Origin of the sequence: Qipengyuania sphaerica (genome assembly GCF_019711595.1) — a bacterium.
In the GTDB taxonomy this organism is placed as follows: domain Bacteria; phylum Pseudomonadota; class Alphaproteobacteria; order Sphingomonadales; family Sphingomonadaceae; genus Qipengyuania; species Qipengyuania sphaerica.
Genome location: NZ_JAIGNR010000003.1, coordinates 381882 through 401130 on the forward strand (window position 1 = coordinate 381882; position 19249 = coordinate 401130).

Genomic DNA, 19249 nt, shown 5'->3' on the forward strand with positions numbered 1-19249 from the left:
GAAATCCTTACAGGCGTGCGCATGAGTGATACCCGTTTCGAACCGGCGAAAGCCGACGCACGCTGGCAGGCCGCCTGGGACGAGGCGCAGACCTTCCGCGCCGACAGCAATTCCGCAAAGCCGAAGAGCTATGTGCTCGAGATGTTTCCCTATCCCTCGGGGCGCATCCACATCGGCCACGTGCGCAATTACACCATGGGCGACGTGCTCGCGCGCTACAAGAAGGCGACCGGGCACGAGGTGCTCCACCCGATGGGCTGGGATGCCTTCGGCATGCCGGCCGAAAACGCCGCTATGGAAAAGGGCGTGCATCCCGGCGGCTGGACCCGCGACAATATCGAACACATGAAGGCGCAGCTCAAACGCCTCGGCTTCGCGCTCGACTGGAGCCGCGAGCTGGCGACCTGCGAGCCGGAATACTACGGTCACGAGCAGGCGCTCTTCATCGACCTTTATGAGGCGGGCCTCGTCTATCGCAAGGAAAGCGAGGTCAACTGGGACCCGGTCGACATGACCGTGCTCGCCAACGAGCAGGTGATCGATGGCAAGGGCTGGCGCTCGGGCGCCGAGGTCGAGAAGCGCAAGCTAAACCAGTGGTTCCTCAAGATCACCGACTTCGCCGAGGAATTGCTCGAAGGTCTCGGCAGTCTCGAGAACTGGCCCGACAAGGTCCGGCTGATGCAGGAAAACTGGATCGGCAAGTCGAAGGGTTTGGAATTCAGCTTCGACCTGTCGAACGGCGAAAAGCTGCCGGTCTATACCACGCGCCCCGACACGATCTTCGGTGCCAGCTTCGTTGCGGTCGCGGCAGACCATCCGGTCGCCCAGGGCATCGACAACGACGAGGCGCGCGCCTTCATTGCCGAGTGCAAGAAGGGCGGCACGACCGCTGCCGAACTCGAGACCGCCGAAAAGCTCGGCTTCGATACCGGCATCACGGCAAAGCACCCGTTCAGCGGCGCGGACCTTCCCGTCTACATCGCGAACTTCGTGCTCATGGATTACGGCACAGGCGCGATCATGGCGGTGCCGGGCCACGACCAGCGCGACTTCGAATTCGCCACCAAATACGGCCTCCCCATCCCGCGCGTCGTGGCGCCGAGCGTCGATGAGGCTTCAAAACCCTTCGATGGCGAGGCCGAAGCGGGCGAAGGCGTGATCGTCAATTCGGACTTCCTCGACGGTATGAATGTCGAGGACGCGAAGCGCGAAATCATCCGCCGCATCGAGGAGCAGGGCCGGGGGACAGGCAAGACCGTCTGGCGCCTGCGCGACTGGGGCGTTTCGCGCCAGCGCTACTGGGGCACGCCGATCCCCTTCATCCACTGCCACACCTGCGGCGTGGTTCCCGCGCCCAAGGACAGTCTGCCGATCACCCTGCCCGAGGATGTCGACTTCCAGACGCCGGGCAACCCGCTGCTGCGTCACGAAACGTGGAAACATGTCGACTGCCCGAAATGCGGCGGCAAGGCCGAGCGCGAAACCGACACGCTCGACACCTTCGTCGACAGCTCGTGGTACTTCCTGCGCTTTGCCAGCCAGCCCGATGACAGGCCCTTCGACGCAGAAGAAGTCGCCAAGTGGCTCCCCGTCGAACAATATATCGGCGGCATCGAGCACGCGATCCTGCACCTGCTCTACGCCCGTTTCTGGACCCGCGCGCTCGCGCATATGGGCCAGATCGAGGTAAAGGAGCCTTTCGCCTCGCTGTTCACGCAGGGCATGGTCACGCACGAGACCTATTCCCGCCGCGAGGGTGGCAAGACGGTCTATTACGCCCCCGACGAGATCAGCCGCGAGGCCGACCGCGCCTTGCTGAGCGCCGATGGCGGCGAGGTCGACATCGGCCGCGTCATCAAGATGTCGAAGTCGAAGAAGAACGTCGTCGACCCCGACACCATCATCGACACCTATGGCGCCGATGCGGTGCGCTGGTTCATGCTCTCCGACAGCCCGCCAGAGCGCGACCTTCCCTGGTCTGAAGCCGGGATCGAAGGGTGCAGCCGCTTCGTCCATCGCCTGTGGCGGCTTTTCTCGGCCTTTGAGGCCGGAGCCGAAGGCGAGGACAAGGTACTGATGCGCAAGACGCACCAGACCGTCGCCGCGGTGGCAGAGGACATCGAAGCCCTGGGCTTCAACAAGGCTGTCGCGCGCATCTATGAATTGACCGGCGCGGTCGAGAAGGCTGCTGCTTCCGCCAGCCGGTCGACCGCCATCCGCACGCTCGTCCAACTGGTCGCACCGATGATGCCGCATCTTGCCGAAGAGGCATGGGCCATGCTCGGCCAGAGCGGGATGGTCGCCGATGCCGCATGGCCCGAAGTCGATCCGTCGCTGCTGGTCGAGGACGAGGTCACCATCGCCGTGCAGCACAAGGGCAAGCTGCGCGACACGCTCACCGCTCCCAAAGGCGCTTCGAAAGAAGACCTCGAGGCCATGGCGCTGGCATCGGAGAAGGTGCAGCGCTCGCTCGATGGTGCAGAAGTTCGCAAGGTCATTGTCGTGCCCGACAGATTGGTGAATATCGTTACCTGATGCGGTTGCTTCTCATCCTCCTTGGCGCGCTTGCGCTTTCGGCCTGCGGGCTCAAGCCCATGTATGCAGGCGGAAGCGACGGCACCGTTGCACAGGGCCTTCGCGCAGTCGACGTAACGCCCATAGAGGGAAAGGCCGGCTGGCTCGTGCGGCAGGCGCTCGTCGACAGGCTCGGCGCGGCGGGCGATCGGGAGAGCCAAACGATTTATCCCTACCGCCTGGAAGTGCGGCTCGACGACAGCCTCGAAGGTCTCGCCGTGCTGGCCGACGACACGGTCAGCCGCGAACGGCGCACCTTGCGGGCACGCTACCAGCTCTACGATGCGCAGACCGGCGAAGTCCTCCTCGATGCGACCGAGGGCGCCGACGCGGGTATCGATGTGGTGTCCAGCGAATATGCCACTATCGCGGCCGAAAATACCGCGCTCGAAAACCTTTCGAGGGAAATCGCCGACCGGATCGTGACGCGCGTCGCACTGACGCTGCGTAACCGGTGAAGCTCACCAGCCGCGATTTCGCCGCCAAGGCGCGCGATGCGGTGCGCGAATGCTCGGTGTTCTATTTCTGCGGGCAGGACGAGGCAGGAGCCACCGCTGCGGCCAACGACCTGATCGCCATGCTTCCCGATCCCGGCGAGCGAGTCGATATGTCCGGAGCGGACCTGCGCCGCGACCCCGTGATCCTTGGCGACGAGGCGCGTTCGAGCTCGCTGTTCGGCGACAAGCGCCACATCTTCGTGCGGGCGACCGGTGACGATGCGCTCGATGCGATCGGCAACCACCTTCTCGGCCATGGCGAGGCCTGCCCCGTGATCATCGTCGCGACTTCGGCGACCGACAAATCGAGCACCGCCAAGCTGCTCGAAAAGCGCAAGGATGCGCTGGTGGCGATGTTCTATCCGCCCGATCTGCGCTCGGTTACCCAAAGCGTGCGCGCGATGGGCGATGCTGCGGGTGTGCGGCTCGACAGCGCAGTGGCGGAGCGGATTGCGCGCGGTGCCAATCTCGACGTGCGGCTGGCGCAGAGCGAAGTGACCAAGCTCGCCACCTATCTCGACACCAGCCCGCAATCGCCCAAGCCTGCGACCATGGAGCACCTGGATGCGATCGGCGCGGCGACTGAGGAGGACGGCTTCGCGTCGCTGGTCAACGCGGTGCTTGCCGGACAGGGGCCGAAGGTCGCCACCGAAATCGCGCGGATGAAGCAGATCGGGCTCAATCCGGTCGGCACATTGCTTGCGGTCGAGCGGCGTGCGGCGCAGCTGGCGCGGATCTCTGCTGCGCTGGGCAACCGGCGCTACCAGGATCTCGAGAAGGGCGAGAAGGCGCGGCTCGGCATTTTCTGGAAGGAAGAGCGCGAGATTGCCGAGCAGGTGCAGCGCTGGCGCGGGCCCAAGCTCGACCGGCTGACCCTGCGATTGACCGAGCTGCACCGCGAATTGCTGACCAACAGCCAGTCTTCCGAGCTTCTGCTGGCGCAGGGCCTGACCGGCATCGCGCGCGTTGCAGGCGCAGGTCGCCGCTAACCGTCCATCCATTTCTGCAAGCGCGCCGTCGCGCGGCCATCGCGGCGCGTGCCCGGCGAGAGGAGGCTTTTCGATAGCGATGCTGCCCGGCCTGCGAGCTGGCCGAACCGGCCGATAACCGACTCCCTCGTGCTGGCCCGATCGAGCGGGTGCTGGGCGGTCCGGCCTGCGAGATTGGCAACCGACAGCGAGGCAATCACGCTCACGTCCTTGCGCTGGCCGAGGTCCTGCACCAGCAGCAGTTCCGCCTCGTCGAGTATTTCTGGCGAGACTTCGTGCGGACAGCCCGTCTCGGCAAGGAAGCCAAGGCGCCGCCATCGCTCGACCAGCGCGAAGACGAGCGCTGCCGGACGGTCGAACCCGTCTCGCTTTGCCCGCTCCCAGAAGGCGGGCCAGTCGACCGGCTTGCGGGCGGACCACAGGTCGATGTCTATGAGAGCCTGCGGTCCGACATTGAGCAAGTGCGAACAGGCGGCGTGGACCACGAGGTGCGCGAGCATGTCCTGCCCCGACGGTATCGCGGCCCCCAGCGCCTCGCTGTGCCGCGCATTGCCGAGCATTCCCGCATCATCGCGCTTTGGCATGGGCGAGCCGGGAAGTGGAGGCCTGCCCCATGCGTGGGCGTGGAGTTCGCACACCACTCGCTCGGGCGAGGTCAGCGGCGGGAAATGCGTTTCGGTCTGCGCGAAGTCGCGCAATTCGCTTTCGCCCAGCGCAGGTGCCTGCCAACCTGCCGCTTGCAATGCGGTGTAGGCGCCGGGCGCATTTGCTTCCGCGACCAGCAGGTCGATATCGCGCATCTCCCGTTCGGCGGGGGCGGGATAGACCGTCCACGCCAGCGCCGAACCCTTGAGCGCTACGGCTCCGATACCCTGCTCGCCGAGCGCCGCTACGGCTTGCGCCAGTGCGCGTCGCTGGGCGAGGACGACGATGCCATTCCGGCGATGCGAGGCCTGCCAGTTGGCAGCGACGGTCGCCGGAATGTCGCCAATCTCACCCCGCGTCATCCTGCCATGGAGATAGGGGCGCAGGCGGTGTTCCTCCGCCATCTCGTCGAGACAGGCCCATTCGGCCTCTGTCAGGCCCTCCGCCTCATCGGCGCGATGCCCGCACAGCGCCAGCAGCGCCCGCCCGATCCGGGCCCGCTGCATGGCTTTGGCCATCAGTTCTCCGGAACGGAGAAGGTGCCGGTCACGCGGCCTTCGGAATTGGTGCTCGATCCGGTGACGCCCGAAGACCCGCTCGCACGCCCGTCGATGCTCGACACGCCACTGGCAAGGTCGATCACCAGCCGCCCGCCATTGAGCGTATCCCCGCCGCGGTTGAGCCGCACATTGCCCGCCATGGTGATGATCCGGCGGTTGAAATCATAGACCGCCGTATCGCCGCGCGCGCGCTCGTTGCCGCGCTGTACGTTCACGCCGCCCGTCGCCATGATGCGCTGGATGCTGAGATTGCCGGCATCCGAATAGTTCACGATGGTGCGCGCCGCATTGAGGCTGAGACCGGCCTGCGTGATCTGCACATTGCCCGACAGGACCACGCGATTCTGGCGGTCCTGCAATTCGATCCGGTCGGCAGCATAGGACACGGGCGCGTTGGAATTGTGCCCTGCGATAGCCTGCGCCGAAAGCTGCATCCCGGCGAAACCGGCGATGGTCAGGGCAAAGCCCGCAAGGGCGCTCTTGGCCATGGTCGGGAAATGCTGCTTCATCATGGCATCCTCAGCTTGCCGGGCTCCATGCGCAGCCGCGCATTGCCCGAGAGTGTTATCCGGCGCTCGTCGAGATCGGCATCGAGCCGGTTCGCGCGGAAGGTCCCTGCAGGAACTGCGCCCTGCACCCCGCCCGCCCCTTCGAGTGTCTTGTCCTTGAGGTTGAGCGAAACGCCGCTTGCGCGCATGCGGTAGCCATCGGCCGCTTCCATGCGCATCGTGCCGTTCACCGCCACCACTTCCTCGTTGATATCGTATTGCCCGCCTTGCGCCTCGACGCGCGCGGGGCCTTCGCTCATCAGCATGCGCGCGACGAGATCGTCCATCCGCACGATGCCCTCGATGCTCGACTTCTGCACCGCCTCGCCTGCAGTCAGCGAGAAGGGCCGACCCTGCTCGTCCTGTCCGCGATAAAGCGCATTGTCGACGCGCAGTCGCTCGTTGATGACGGCGACTTCGTTGCGGTCGAGGAGGAAGCTGATTTCTCCGCGCGGGCTCAGCGGCGTGATGAGCATCAGCGCCGCGACCACGCCCACGCCCATCGGCAGGAACCGCGCGAGGAAACGCACGAGCTTGTCATGGCTGCCGCCGGGCGCAGCGAAATGCTGGCGGCGCGAGCGCAGCTGCTTCGCCTCCTGCGTTTCATGCCTGCGTTTCCGGAACACCATGCGTTGCGTGCCTCAGGTCAGCCCATGTGGCTGAAGATATCGTGGTCGCCCCAACCGAGAATGTCGAGATGGGCGCGTGCAGGAAGAAAATCGAAACAGGCCTGCGCCAGTTCCATCCGCCCTTCGCGTTCCAGCCTGCGGTCGAGCTCTTCCCTCATGCGGTGGAGATAGCGAACGTCGCTCGCGGCATATTCGCGCTGGGCATCGTTCAGCACCGGCCCGCCCCAGTCGCTGCTCTGCTGCGCCTTGGACATGTTTTCGCCCAGCAGTTCCTCGACGAGGTTTTTAAGGCCATGCCGGTCGGTATAGGTGCGCACCAGCTTGCTGGCGATCTTGGTGCAATAGCAGGGCGCTGCGGTGACGCCGAGATAGTACTCGATCGCCGCCAGGTCGAAGCGCGCGAAGTGGAACAGCTTGAGCCGCTCGGGATCGCCGAGGACCGCCTTCAGGTTCGGCGCGTCGTAGGTGCTATCGGGGCCGAAGCGCACGAGGTGCTCGTCGCCGTTCCCGTCGCTGATCTGCACCACGCACAGCCGGTCGCGCACGGTGATCAGGCCCATGGTTTCGGTATCGACGGCCACCGGGCCATCGGCGAGAACGCCTTCGGGGAGGTCTTCTTCGTGGAAATGCACTGCCATGGCCAAGGGCCTTAGGAGCATTGGGGAAAGTAGGGAAGGGGCCACTGGTCGCCGGGCCTTGCGCGGCGCATTGTGCGGGACATGAGCGAGCAGGTCCCGACAAGCTGGAAGCCCGTCCTCGACCCCGTGCTGGCGAGCGAGGAAGCGCGCCGGCTTGGCGGCTGGCTGCGGGGGCAGGAGGAGGCGGGCAAGACCGTCTATCCGCCGCGCGGATGCCGGTTGAAGGCGCTCGAGCTGACCCCGCTCGACAAGGTGAAGGTCGTGATCCTCGGGCAGGATCCCTATCACGGGCCGGGTCAGGCGATGGGATTGTGCTTTGCCGTGCCCGAAGGCATTCGCGTGCCGCCGAGCCTCGTCAACATCTACAAGGAGCTGGAGGCCGACCTCGGCATTGCGCGGGCAGGCCACGGGGACTTGAGCAACTGGGCGCGGCAGGGCGTGCTGCTGCTCAACAACACGCTGACGGTGGAAGACGGCAAGGCGGGCAGCCATGCGGGGCGCGGCTGGGACGCGGTGACCGATGCCTGCGTCGCGGCAGTGGCCTCGCGCGCGGCGCCTAGCGTCTTCATCCTCTGGGGCAGCCATGCGCAGGCCAAGGCGAAGCGGATCGGGGGGCTGCAGGGCGGCCCCCACCTCGTCATCGAAAGCCCGCACCCCAGCCCGCTTTCCGCCCATCGCGGGTTCTTCGGCTCGAAGCCGTTCAGCCGGACCAACGCATTTCTCGAAGAGCACGGTCGCGAGGCCATCGACTGGCGGGTGTGAAGTTGACACAGTTGACACTATGTCGCCCTCGATTTTCAGCCTTAAGGCCCTGAATTGCAGTGAAAATCCTTCGGGCGTCGAAGTTGACACATGCGCGGAGCGGTTCGCTGGAACTATCGACGATTTGAAAGAGCGCACACCTGCCCTATCGTGACGGGCGGGAGTAGGAAATGACCGAAAACGAAGCGAGAGAACGCCTGCTGGCCCGCCGCGAGGCGCTCGCCGCCGAGGATGCGGCCAATGCCGATTCGCGCGAGGTGGTCGAGCTGCAACAGGACAGCGTCGGCCGCCTCAGCCGGATGGACGCGCTGCAGCAGCAGGCGATGGCGCAGGCGACAGCCCGCCGCCGCACCGCCGAACGCGCCCGTATCGAAGCGGCGCTCGCGCGGATCGACGAGGGCGAATGGGGATGGTGCACGGCCTGCGGGAATGCAATCGCCGAGAAGCGGCTGGCGCATGATCCCAGCGTGGCGAAATGCGTGCAGTGCGCGGGGTGATGTCCGCTAACGACCCGATTGCGGACGTTAGCGACCGGCAAGTTCCCTGCGGTGTAAAGCCCACCATGCAAGGCCAGTTGGCAGGCCGTAGACTATGCCCAAGTCGGGGAAGCTTAACTCCATCAAGTCGTAAAGTCCGAAAAACAAAAGATGGTCGATGATGTAAAACATAAGCTTGCCTGAAAGGCAGCCCCACAGCGCAGCAACGCCGCCTACCCACCAAGCTTGTGCACTCCGGCGTAGTAGGGTTGTGACCGGCAGTCCGAATATGCCTAAGCCCAGTGCCACGAAGGGAACAGCAAATAGCCCATAGGCGAGCAGGATTACGGGAACAGTCCAGAGTTCGCTGGAGTCGAAGGGTTCGCCCCATGTCGTTACCACCATCTGTAAGAAGATGCCGACATAAGCGCCGATAAACACGCTCTTCCAGTATACATCACTGGTTGATTTTCGTGCCTGGTTCATTTGCTGGTGTTCTCACAGCCGGTTTCGTTAATCAATTGCGATGTCCGCTTCCCACCCATTTGCGGACATGAACGCTCTCGCTCACAAGCAGCCATTTGGGATCGTGGGCCAGATTTGATAGGCCTGCCTGAGGATCGCACCGTATTGGGATCGAAGCGGGGGCGTTATGGCGAAGGAGAAATACCCGTTCCGGATGATGGACGATGCGCGCTTCATGCGCGGCGTCGCATGGGCGCTGCTCGTCTTCACCGTGCTCGGCTTCGTGCCAACCTATTTCGTGCCGCTGTCCGACGGCAGCTTTGCGACCGATGAATTCTGGATGCACCCGCATGCGATTGCGGGTTTTGCCTTCGCAGCCTTTTTCATCGCGCAGCCGACCATGGTGCTGAAGGGGAACTGGAAGGTCCATCGCACGATGGGGGCGGTGGTCGGCCTTGCGGTCATAGCGGCCGCCATCACCGGGCTCGGTGTCCAGTTCGAGATGTTCCCGCGCGAGGGAGAGCTGAAGGGGAAGGCCGTCTCCGATGCCTTCCGGACATTCCAGCTCACCCCTCTGCTGGTCGGATTTTTCATCTGGGGCGTGCTGATGCGAAGGCGGCCCGACTGGCACTGGCGGCTGATGTATGCGAGCGCCATCGCGCCGTTCGGCACCGTTATCGGGCGCTATGTCCGGATGGTGCCCGAGATCATCGACCCGACGATGGTCGGCCAGATGACATCGCTTTTCTATACGCTCACCGCAGTCGTGCTGCTCGTGTATGATTTCGTTCGTTACCGGCGGCTCCACCCGGCCAGCCTGATAGGGCTCGCGGTCATTATCGTGACGACCGTGATCGTACTCCAGATCGGCTTTTCGGACTGGTGGCAGGGCATCGCCCTCTAGCCCAGCCTACCTCGATCACGCGCTTGGCCAGCACTGCCCAGTCGCGGTCCCGATGCCCCGCTTCCTCGGCGGCGAGCATACGGTCGGCCGGATCGCGCTGCGGATGGAGGAATCCGCCGCCTTCCACGCCGCGCTTGCCCGCGTGCGGGCGGAGGAAAGCGGCTTAGCCGCGCGTCAGTGCAGCGGCATTGAGGGTCGACATCTGCTGCTTTTCGCCGCCCGGAGGGGTGAGCGCCCAGCTCACCACCCAGGGATCATCGCGAATGCTGAGCGATACCTCGACTTCCTCTCCCTCGCGCACGGCGAAGGGTTCGCGCGTCGGCAGCAGTATCGTGCTGCGCGGAATGGCCTGCGCGTCTCGCGGATCGTTGGTGAGCGTGATCTGAGGTGCGAGCTTGCACGAGAAATAGCCACAAAGCCCGTCCACCAGAGCGTCACACTGCGCCACGAGCCGCGTCGATAGTGCGAAGGTCGAAGATGGTTGCTGCGCGAAATCCAACTCGGCCACCGGAGCGCCCGCACTCAGGAGGTCCTCCGCAGTCATGCGCAGCGGCATCAGTTCATTGACTTCCAGTTCGTCCAGCCAGCGGTAGGCATCGGGAATTCCCTCCCGCTGCCACCGGTGGATGCGCCCGCGACCCTTGGGATTCCGGGCGAGCGCGACGTCCACACGCAGGTTCTGCGGCATCATCCGTCCGCCCGGTTTCAGGAACCGGCGGCGCGCATCCTCCATCAGCCTGGCGATCCCGTAATCAACCCCGAAATGGCCGATATGATCGCACAGGATCAGGTCCACCTGTTCGGGCAGGTCCACCTCAAAGGTCGATCCGTGGATGACGGTAAAGCGATCCTCCAGCCCCTTGCGCCGCACGGTTTCGCGCGCGATATGCGCCGCGCGCGAATGATCGATTCCATAGCAATGCGAAGCGCCAGCCTCGAGCGCGAGCATGCCTAGGATGCCGAAACCGCAGCCGAGGTCGGCCACGACGTCACCCTTCTCCACGATCGCTCGCAGCGCGCGGCGATAGGCCTCGGTCCGTCCGGACATGGCGAGATATCGATAATGTTCGGTGAGGGTGGAGGACATCCCCAGCCTCTTCCAACAAAGCACGTGTGTGCGCAAGTCTGCGTCAACGTGGTAGTTGCGTCGCTCCCATCAGCGCCTCGTCCACTGCGCGCGCGCACTGGCGGCCTTCGCGGATGGCCCAGACGACCAGGCTCTGGCCCCGGCGCATGTCGCCGCAGGCGAAGACATTGGGTTCGCTGGTGAGGTACCACTGCGTGTCCGCCGCGACATTGCCGCGCGCGTCGAGTTCCACGCCCGCCCGGTCAAGCAGGCCGCGGCGCTTGGGTCCGGTGAAACCCATGGCGAGCAGGATGAGGTCGGCCTTGAGCGTGAACTCGCTGCCCGGCACCTCGACCATCTTGCCGTCCTTCCACTCTACCCGCACGCATTCGAGCCCGGCGACATCGCCGCCTTCCTCGACCACGCGCTTGGTCAGCACGGCCCAGTCGCGGTCCACTCCTTCCTCGTGGCTGGAGGAGGTGCGCAGCTTCAATGGCCAGTCGGGCCAGGTCAGCGCCTTGTCCTCGTGTTCGGGCGGCTTGGGCATGATCTCGAGCTGGGTGACGCTGGTCGCGCCCTGCCGGTTGCTCGTGCCGACACAGTCGCTGCCGGTATCGCCGCCGCCGATCACGATGACGTGCTTGCCGGTTGCGGTCAGGCTGCCGCGCGGGGCGGCGCGCACTTCGTCGTCGCCTGCATTGCGCTTGTTCTGCTGGGTCAGGAACTCCATCGCCAGCCGTACGCCCGACAGCTCGGAACCGGGGATGTCGAGCTTGCGCGCTTCCTCCGCGCCGCCCGCCAGCACCACCGCGTCGAAATTCTCCTTCAGCGCCTCGAAGCTGACTTCCACACCGACTTCGCTACTGGTGCGGAACTGGACGCCCTCGGCCTCCATCTGCACCGCGCGGCGGTTGATGAGGTGTTTTTCCATCTTGAAGTCGGGAATGCCGTAGCGAAGCAGCCCGCCGATGCGGTCGCTCTTCTCGAACACCGTGACCGCATGGCCCGCGCGCGCCAGCTGCTGCGCGGCAGCAAGGCCTGCGGGGCCCGAACCGATGACGGCGACAGACTTGCCGGTCTGCCTTTCCGCCGGTTCGGGCTTGACCCAGCCTTCCTTGAACCCGCGGTCGATGATCGCGCATTCGATCGACTTGATGGTCACCGGGGCATCGACGATGTTCAGGGTGCAGGCCGCCTCGCACGGGGCGGGGCAGATGCGGCCGGTGAACTCGGGGAAGTTGTTGGTCGAGTGCAGGACCTCGAGCGCGTTCTTCCAGTCGTCTTCATAGACGAGGTGGTTCCAGTCCGGGATGATGTTGTTCACCGGACAGCCGTTGTGACAATAGGGAATGCCGCAGTTCATACAGCGCGCGGCCTGCTTCTGCAGCGCGCCCTTCTCGTGCGGGATCACGAATTCCTTGTAGTTCTTCAGCCGCTCCGCCGGATCGACATAGGTGCGATCCTCGCGCTCGTATTCGAGAAAGCCGGTTTCCTTGCCCATCAGGCCATGACTCCAGGGTTATGCGCCATCCAGACGGAGCCGAGAAGGCCGGCCGCCGAGGCGCGAGGAATGAGCGAAGCTATTGCTTCGTGATTGACGAGTAACGACAGCGGGTGGTCTTCTCGGCCCGCCGCTGCGCGGTCGCTTCGAGTTGCCCGAATTTCCGCGTCCAAATCCTTGGCCGGGGCCACCGGCCCGCCCTGCGGATTTCTCCTCGAAATCGAACAACTCGAGGCGATCTGGTTGGTGCCTAACCCTGGAGTCATGGCCTACTCTGCGGCCTCCATCGCTGCCTGCTCCCGCTCGTCCTCGAGCGTCTTGAGCGCTCGCGCGTAGTCGCGCGGCATCACCTTGCGGAAGTTCTTGAGTTCGTTTGCCCAGTCATCGAGCAGCGCCTTGGCGCGAGCAGAACCGGTGTGGAGGTGGTGGCGTTCGACCAGCACCTTCAGCCGCTCGGCATCGTGATAGAGCGGATCGCCCATGCCCGGATCGTCGACCGTTTGCGCGCGCTGCTGCGGCCTGCCCCAGCTCTTCTCCGCGCCTTCGCCGTCGCCCGGTTTCACGTCGAGCACGTCGACCTGCGCGTGGTTGACGAGGCGGGTGAACTCGCCATCGGGATCGTAGATATAGGCGATGCCGCCGCTCATGCCCGCCGCGACATTGCGCCCGGTCTTGCCGAGCACGCAGACGACGCCGCCGGTCATGTATTCGAGCGCATGGTCGCCCGTGCCCTCGACCACCGCGACCGCGCCCGAATTGCGCACGGCGAAGCGTTCGCCCGCGACGCCGGCGAAATAGGCCTCGCCCGCGATCGCGCCGTAAAGCACGGTGTTGCCGACGATGATGTTGTTCGTGGGTTCGCGGCCCGTGCCCTCGGGCGGCTGGACCGTGATGCGCCCGCCCGACAGGCCCTTGCCGACATAGTCGTTGGCATCGCCGGTGAGGCTCATCGTCACTCCATGCGCGAGCCATGCGCCGAAGCTCTGCCCGGCAACACCGGTCAAATCGATGCGGATCGTGTCCTGCGGCAGGCCTTTATGACCGTGCGCTTCCGCGATCCGGCCCGAAAGCATGGTGCCGACGGTGCGGTTCACATTGCGGATCGTGCGCGTGAGCTGGACCGCCTGGCCGCTTTCGATTGCGGGCTTGCAGGCTTCGATCAGCTCGACATCCATGGCCGCGGCAAGACCATGGTCCTGCGTTTCGGTGTGGTAGAGCGGCTGGCCTTCCTTGAGCGGCACCTCGTGGAGGATCCGCGTCAGGTCCACGCCATGCGCCTTCCAGTGGCGGGTGACGCGGCGCATGTCGAGCTTGTCGACGCGTCCGACCATTTCTTCCACCGTGCGGAAGCCCATCTCGGCCATGATCTGGCGGAGTTCCTCGGCGACCAAGAAGAAGTAGTTGATGACGTGTTCGGGCGTGCCGGTGAAGCGCTTGCGCAGCACCGGGTCCTGCGTGGCGACGCCCACGGGGCAGGTGTTGAGGTGGCACTTCCTCATCATGATGCAGCCTGCCGCGATCAGCGGGGCGGTAGCGAATCCGAACTCGTCCGCGCCGAGCAGCGCGCCAATGGCGACATCGCGGCCCGTGCGCAGCCCGCCGTCGACCTGCACTGCGATGCGGCTGCGCAGATCGTTGAGGAGCAGCGTCTGCTGCGTTTCGGCAAGGCCGATTTCCCACGGGGATCCGGCATGGGTGAGGCTGGTCAGCGGGCTCGCACCCGTGCCGCCTTCATAGCCGGAGATCGTGAGATGGTCGGCCTTCGACTTGGAGACACCGGCCGCGACCGTGCCCACGCCCACTTCGGACACCAGCTTGACCGAGATACGCGCCTCGGGCTGGACGTTCTTGAGGTCGTGGATCAGCTGCGCGAGATCCTCGATCGAATAGATGTCGTGATGCGGAGGCGGGGAGATCAGGCCGACACCCGGGGTCGAATGGCGCACCTTGCCGATGCGCTTGTCGACCTTGTGGCCGGGCAGCTGGCCGCCTTCGCCGGGCTTGGCGCCCTGCGCCATCTTGATCTGGATATCGTCCGAATTGACGAGATATTCCGCCGTCACGCCGAAGCGGCCGCTGGCCACCTGCTTGATCCGGCTGCGCATCGAATCGCCATTGTCGAGCGGAAGGAAACGTTCGGGCTCCTCGCCGCCTTCGCCGGTGTTCGAGCGACCGCCGATGCGGTTCATCGCGATAGCGAGAGTCGAATGCGCCTCGTGGCTGATCGAGCCGAAGCTCATCGCGCCGGTGCTGAAGCGCTTGACGATTTCGCTCGCCGGTTCGACTTCCGACAGGTCGAGCGGACGGTCCGCCTTCTTCAGTTCCATCAGCCCGCGAATGGTCAGCAGGCGTTCGGACTGCTCGTTGATCGAGCGGGCGAATTCCTCGTAATTCTTCGGATCGCTGCCGCGCACCGCGTGCTGGAGATTGGCGATATTCTGCGGGGTCCAGGCGTGGTCCTCGCCGCGGATGCGGTATTGGTAGATGCCGCCTACATCGAGCATGCCCTTGTAAAGCGGACTGTCGCCGAAAGCCTGCGCGTGGCGCTTCACCGTCTCGCGCGCGACCTCCTGCAAACCGATTCCCTCGATCGTGGTCGCCGTGCCCTTGAAGTAGGTCTCGACGAAGTCGGACGAGAGGCCGACCGCGTCGAAGATCTGCGCGCCGCAATAGGACTGGTAGGTCGAGATGCCCATCTTGGACATGACCTTCAGAATGCCCTTGCCCACGCCCTTGACGAAATTCTTCTGGACATCGGCCGGGTCGAGATCGGGCAGCTTGCGTGCGCGCAGGTCTTCCAGCGTTTCGAAGGCGAGATAGGGGTTGATGCCTTCCGCGCCGTAGCCCGCCAGCGCGCAGAAATGATGCACCTCGCGCGCTTCGCCCGTCTCGATGACGAGCCCGGTCTGCATGCGCAGGCCCTGCCGCACGAGCTGGTGGTGGACCGCCGCCGTCGCGAGCAGCGCGGGCATGGCAATGCGGTCCGGCCCCTGGCCCCGGTCCGACAGGATGAGGATATTGGCATCGCCGAGCACGGCCTCGGTCGCCGCCCAGCACATTTCCTTCAAGGCCATGGAGAGACCGTCGGCCCCCGTGCTGGCATCCCAGGTGATGTCGATGGTCGCGGTGCGGAAGGCGCCGTCCAGCGCCACTTCGACCGAGCGGATTTTCGCGAGGTCGGTGTTGGTCAGGATCGGCTGCGAGACTTCCAGGCGCTTGTGCGTCCCCCCGTCGCGGCCGAGCAAGTTCGGGCGCGGGCCGATCATCGAGAGCAGGCTCATCACCAGCTCCTCGCGGATCGGGTCGATCGGCGGATTGGTCACCTGCGCGAAGTTCTGCTTGAAATAGTCGTAGAGCAGGCGGCTGCGCTCCGACAGGACCGCGATCGGCGTATCGGTTCCCATCGATCCGATCGGGTCCTCGCCATTGGCGGCCATGGGTTCGAGGAAGCGCGACAGGTCTTCCTGAGTGTATCCGAAGGCCTGCTGGCGGTTCAGCAGCGGGATGTCGCTCGCGGCGATTTCCGAAAGGTCCGGCTCGATATGATCGAGGTCGGCGAGCTTGTACTGCGCCTTTTCTAGCCATGCCTCGTAAGGCTCGGCAGCGGCGAGCTCGGCTTTGAGTTCCTCGTCCTCGACGATGCGGCCCTCGTCGAGATCGATGAGCAGCATCTTGCCCGGCTGGAGGCGCCACTTGCGGGTGATGTCTTCCTCGGCAAAGGGCAGCACGCCGCTTTCCGACGCCAGCACGACGAGATCGTCCTTGGTCGTGCACCAGCGGGCGGGGCGAAGGCCGTTACGGTCGAGGCAGGCGCCGATCTGCTTGCCGTCGGTGAAGCACACGGCGGCGGGGCCATCCCATGGCTCCATCAGCGCGGCATGGTATTCATAGAATGCGCGGCGCGCGGGATCCATCTGCTCGTTCTTGGCCCAGGCTTCGGGCATGAGCATCATCATCGCATGGGCAAGGCTGTAACCGCCCGTCAGCAGCAGCTCGAGCGCATTGTCGAGACATGCGGTGTCCGACTGGCCGTGCGGGATCAGCGGCCACATCTTGTCGAGGTCGGCGCCCAGCAGCTCGCTTTCCATCGTGCGGCGGCGCGCTTCCATCCAGTTCACATTGCCGCGAACCGTGTTGATTTCGCCATTATGCGCCATGAAGCGATAGGGGTGGGCGAGCCGCCAGCTGGGGAAGGTGTTGGTGCTGAAACGCTGGTGCACGAGGCCGAGTGCGCTGACGCAATCGGGATCGCGCAAATCGTCGTAGAAACTGCCGACCTGGTTTGCCAGCAGCAGCCCCTTGTAGACCACCGTGCGGCTGTTGAAGCTCGGGATATAGGCCTGGCTGAGGCCTTCGATGCCATGCTTCGCTTCGAGCGCCTTCAGCGGATTGAGCGTCTGCTTGCGGATCACGACCAGCTTGCGCTCGAAAGCCTCGCGGCTGGCGCAGCTCATGCCGCGCGCGATCACGCATTGGCGGATGACCGGCATGGAGGCGATGACCGCATCGCCCAGTCCGTCCAGTGTCGTCGGCACGTCGCGCCATCCGACCACGCGCTGGCCTTCCTTCTCGGCGAAGCGTTCGAGCTGGCCCTCTACGAATTGACGCGCCTCTTCCTCCTGCGGGAGGAAACACATGGCCAGCGCATAATCGCCCTCGTCGGGCAAATCGTAATCATGCGCCTCGGCCCATTTGCGGATCAGCGGGTCGGGCGTCTGGATGAGGATGCCCGCACCATCGCCCAGCAGCGGGTCCGCGCCGACCGCGCCGCGATGGTCGAGATTGGCGAGGATGGTGAGCGCCTGCTCGATGATCGCGTGGCTCTTCTTGCCCTTGATATGCGCGACCATGCCGACGCCGCAGGCATCGTGCTCGTTGCGCGGGTCGTAGAGACCCTGGGAATCGGGGGTCGTGTGAGCCGGGACCTGCATTCGCTTAAACCGTCCTCCTCTGGGTCCGCGTCCCGAACCGGCCTTCACCGGGGGGCGCGGAAGTTGTGCAGCGCCGCATGCGCGGCCGCCAAAATGTCGCGTAGAGGTCTATTGCAGGTAACAATGGGGTTTTGCAATGGGCGCGGGGTGAAGCAAAATTTCACGCAGCCCAAGAATTACCGGAATATGCCGCATTGCAGCATATGGAATTCGTATCCGTAAACGTGTCAGTCCTTGCGGCCCGCCTGCCCCAGCCGGTCGAGTGCATTGCGTAGCGCGGCCTGCGCCTCGGTCTGGCCCTCATGCGAGCGCGGCTGCTCGGGAATGTCGGCCACTTCGGGTGCGGCATCCTCATTGGCGGGGCGCTGCGGCATCCGGCGGCTCGCTTCGCGGCGCAGGAAGGCAATGACCGGGTCGTCGTCGGAAACTTCGGCCAGGCCCAGGTCGTCCTCGTCGACTGGCCCGAGCTCGCGCGCCATGGGGACCGCCTGCGGTGCGGGCTCGGCCGCGGCGCGCTCGCTTGTGGCGACCATCGCCTTGTGCGCTTCCATCGCGCCTTCGAGACGGCCGAGAAGGGCATCGAGGCTCATGTCGCCGAGCGGCGTTTCGGGTGCGCGGGCTTCTGCAGCGGCTTCTTCGTAGTCTGCCGGCTCCAGCTCGTGCTCGGGTTCGGGCGCATATTGCGGTGCGGCTGCGTATTCCGGTTCGGGCTCGACTTCGACAGGCTCGTACTCTGCCTCCTCGACCTCGGCATATTCGGCCTCGTACTCCGCCGGCTCATCGATCCCTGCGGCCTCCACTTCGACCGGCCCGGCATCCTGCGACGGGAAATAGCCGGGCTCCATCTCGGCATAGACCGCCTCGAAATCCTCTTCCGGCGTTACCGGCGCGATGTCCTCGACCGAGAATTCCTCCTCGTAGCGCCGCTCGTCCTCGTCCCTCGGCGCGCTGATGGCGATGCCTTCCTCGCCGATATCCTCGCGCGCGGAGAAGACGCGGCGGCGGCGCGGCATTTCCTCTTCCGCCTCGCCATCGTCCCATCCGTCGCCGCCAAAACCCTCGAATCCCGGAGCAAAGGCACGCGGACCCGTGGCAGCCGCGATGCGCGAGGCGATCACCCAGCCGAGCAGGAAGCCCAGCAGCGCCAGTCCCGCGCACAGGATCGCCACGTTGTTCGGCACTGCGCCGAGGCCCAGCGTGCCGGCCATCGACGCGTGGACGCTCGGCGGCATCAGCCACAGCCCGCCGCCCAGCAGCAGCGCGAACCACGCGGCGACTGCAGGCCTGAACCATGCTCGGCCCGTCAGGCCGGGAGTATCGTAGCTGTCGCCCATTCGGCTCCTGTTCGCGTCAAGCTCGTGACAAATCCATGTTTGCGCTAGGCCCGCTTGGTTAACACCGCCCTAATTATGGCTGTTCCCGTGGCGGGTGGCAACTCGCCCGTATCGGCGGCCCGCCATGCCGTAACGGCAGATTTCCGGCGGTTGCGCACCCCACTTCCATGCGCCATGAGTCCGCCCGCACGCGGCTCCGGTAGAGTCGCAATGAATCAATTTTCGAGGAGAGCGCGAGAATGAGCCCACAGGACGTAGCAGCCAAGATCGGCGAACAGGTCGGCACCAGCGAATGGGTCGAAATGAGCCAGGAGCGCATCAACCAGTTCGCCGATGCGACGGGCGACCACCAGTTCATCCATATCAATGAAGAAGCCGCCAAGATGACGCCTTTCGGCGGCACCATCGCGCATGGCTTCCTGACCCTGTCGATGATTCCCTACCTCACCGCGAACAGCGATGTGCCGCGGGTCGACGGGATCAAGATGGCGGTCAACTACGGCGGCAACAAGACGCGCTTCATCAATCCCGTTCGTTCGGGCAAGCGTATCCGCGGCCACTGGAAGCTGCTCGAAATGACCGAGAAGCGCCCCGGCCAGTGGCAGCAGACCATGGAAATCACCATCGAGATCGAGGGCGAGGACAAGCCCGCGCTGATCTGCGAATGGATGACCATGTATTTCGTCTGATTTCCCCTTTCCTCCCCGGGAGGATCGGACACCAAAAGCTA

The 19249-nt window shown here is 64.9% G+C and carries 16 protein-coding genes; 7 read left to right on the forward strand and 9 right to left on the reverse strand.

Going from position 1 to position 19249, the window contains the following annotated elements; all coding sequences use genetic code 11:
• The first annotated feature begins 21 nt into the window (after positions 1–21).
• Genes leuS through holA form a run of 3 tightly spaced genes read left to right on the forward strand, consistent with a single transcriptional unit; the run spans position 22 to position 4060 of the window.
• On the forward strand, positions 22–2535 hold the full coding sequence (leuS, locus tag K3178_RS11740) for a leucine--tRNA ligase (RefSeq protein WP_221571603.1): 2514 nt from the start codon (positions 22–24) through the stop codon (positions 2533–2535).
• Positions 2535–3032 carry an LPS assembly lipoprotein LptE gene (gene lptE, locus K3178_RS11745; protein WP_221571604.1) on the forward strand — a complete coding sequence of 166 codons (498 nt, stop codon included), beginning with the start codon at positions 2535–2537 and terminating at the stop codon, positions 3030–3032. The genes leuS and lptE overlap by 1 nt, the downstream gene beginning before the upstream one ends.
• Positions 3029–4060 (forward strand): DNA polymerase III subunit delta, encoded by a 1032-nt coding sequence (gene holA, locus K3178_RS11750; RefSeq protein ID WP_221571605.1) that lies wholly within the window; start codon positions 3029–3031, stop codon positions 4058–4060. The genes lptE and holA overlap by 4 nt, the downstream gene beginning before the upstream one ends.
• On the opposite strand, the gene K3178_RS11755 is transcribed toward holA, so the two are convergent.
• From K3178_RS11755 to K3178_RS11770, 4 genes are read right to left on the reverse strand one after another with little or no spacing between them, the layout of a single operon-like run.
• Positions 4057–5223 carry a nucleotidyltransferase domain-containing protein gene (locus K3178_RS11755; protein ID WP_221571606.1) on the reverse strand — a complete coding sequence of 389 codons (1167 nt, stop codon included), beginning with the start codon at positions 5221–5223 and terminating at the stop codon, positions 4057–4059. The two genes, holA and K3178_RS11755, sit on opposite strands and share 4 nt — an antisense overlap.
• On the reverse strand, positions 5223–5774 hold the full coding sequence (locus tag K3178_RS11760; RefSeq protein ID WP_221571671.1) for an LptA/OstA family protein: 552 nt from the start codon (positions 5772–5774) through the stop codon (positions 5223–5225). Before K3178_RS11760 ends, K3178_RS11755 begins: the two co-directional genes overlap by 1 nt.
• A complete protein-coding gene (gene lptC, locus K3178_RS11765) occupies positions 5774–6442 on the reverse strand; it encodes an LPS export ABC transporter periplasmic protein LptC (protein WP_221571607.1) in 669 nt (222 codons plus the stop codon). The genes K3178_RS11760 and lptC overlap by 1 nt, the downstream gene beginning before the upstream one ends.
• 17 nt (positions 6443–6459) lie before the next feature.
• On the reverse strand, positions 6460–7080 hold the full coding sequence (locus K3178_RS11770; RefSeq protein WP_221571608.1) for a ribonuclease D: 621 nt from the start codon (positions 7078–7080) through the stop codon (positions 6460–6462).
• A gap of 81 nt (positions 7081–7161) precedes the next feature.
• Here K3178_RS11770 and ung point away from each other — a divergent pair, with 81 nt between their 5' ends.
• The gene (ung, locus tag K3178_RS11775) at positions 7162–7842 is read left to right on the forward strand and encodes a uracil-DNA glycosylase (protein WP_221571609.1); all 681 of its coding nucleotides are present in this window, start codon (positions 7162–7164) and stop codon (positions 7840–7842) included.
• Between the two features lie 170 nt (positions 7843–8012).
• A complete protein-coding gene (locus K3178_RS11780; RefSeq protein WP_221571610.1) occupies positions 8013–8339 on the forward strand; it encodes a TraR/DksA family transcriptional regulator in 327 nt (108 codons plus the stop codon).
• Between the two features lie 27 nt (positions 8340–8366).
• Here K3178_RS11780 and K3178_RS11785 read toward each other — a convergent pair whose 3' ends face one another.
• Positions 8367–8804 (reverse strand): hypothetical protein, encoded by a 438-nt coding sequence (locus tag K3178_RS11785; protein WP_221571611.1) that lies wholly within the window; start codon positions 8802–8804, stop codon positions 8367–8369.
• Between the two features lie 166 nt (positions 8805–8970).
• Between K3178_RS11785 and K3178_RS11790 the strand changes: the two genes are divergently transcribed.
• Entirely contained in the window at positions 8971–9687 is a 717-nt protein-coding gene (locus K3178_RS11790) for a hypothetical protein (RefSeq protein ID WP_221571612.1), read from the forward strand.
• A gap of 163 nt (positions 9688–9850) precedes the next feature.
• On the opposite strand, the gene K3178_RS11795 is transcribed toward K3178_RS11790, so the two are convergent.
• The 4 genes from K3178_RS11795 to K3178_RS11810 all read right to left on the reverse strand — a co-directional run bounded on the left by K3178_RS11795 (position 9851) and on the right by K3178_RS11810 (position 18519).
• Positions 9851–10774, reverse strand: coding sequence for a methyltransferase domain-containing protein (locus tag K3178_RS11795; protein WP_221571613.1), 924 nt, complete (start codon positions 10772–10774; stop codon positions 9851–9853).
• A gap of 43 nt (positions 10775–10817) precedes the next feature.
• On the reverse strand, positions 10818–12254 hold the full coding sequence (locus K3178_RS11800) for a glutamate synthase subunit beta (protein WP_221571614.1): 1437 nt from the start codon (positions 12252–12254) through the stop codon (positions 10818–10820).
• 269 nt (positions 12255–12523) lie between these two features.
• Positions 12524–17185, reverse strand: coding sequence for a glutamate synthase large subunit (gene gltB, locus K3178_RS11805; RefSeq protein ID WP_221571615.1), 4662 nt, complete (start codon positions 17183–17185; stop codon positions 12524–12526).
• Positions 17186–17412: 227 nt separating this feature from the next.
• Positions 17413–18519: a hypothetical protein gene (locus K3178_RS11810; protein ID WP_221571616.1), complete on the reverse strand. Its 1107-nt coding sequence runs from the start codon at positions 18517–18519 to the stop codon at positions 17413–17415.
• A 239-nt stretch (positions 18520–18758) separates the two neighbouring features.
• Between K3178_RS11810 and K3178_RS11815 the strand changes: the two genes are divergently transcribed.
• Positions 18759–19208, forward strand: coding sequence for a MaoC family dehydratase (locus K3178_RS11815; protein ID WP_221571617.1), 450 nt, complete (start codon positions 18759–18761; stop codon positions 19206–19208).
• Positions 19209–19249 lie beyond the last annotated feature (41 nt).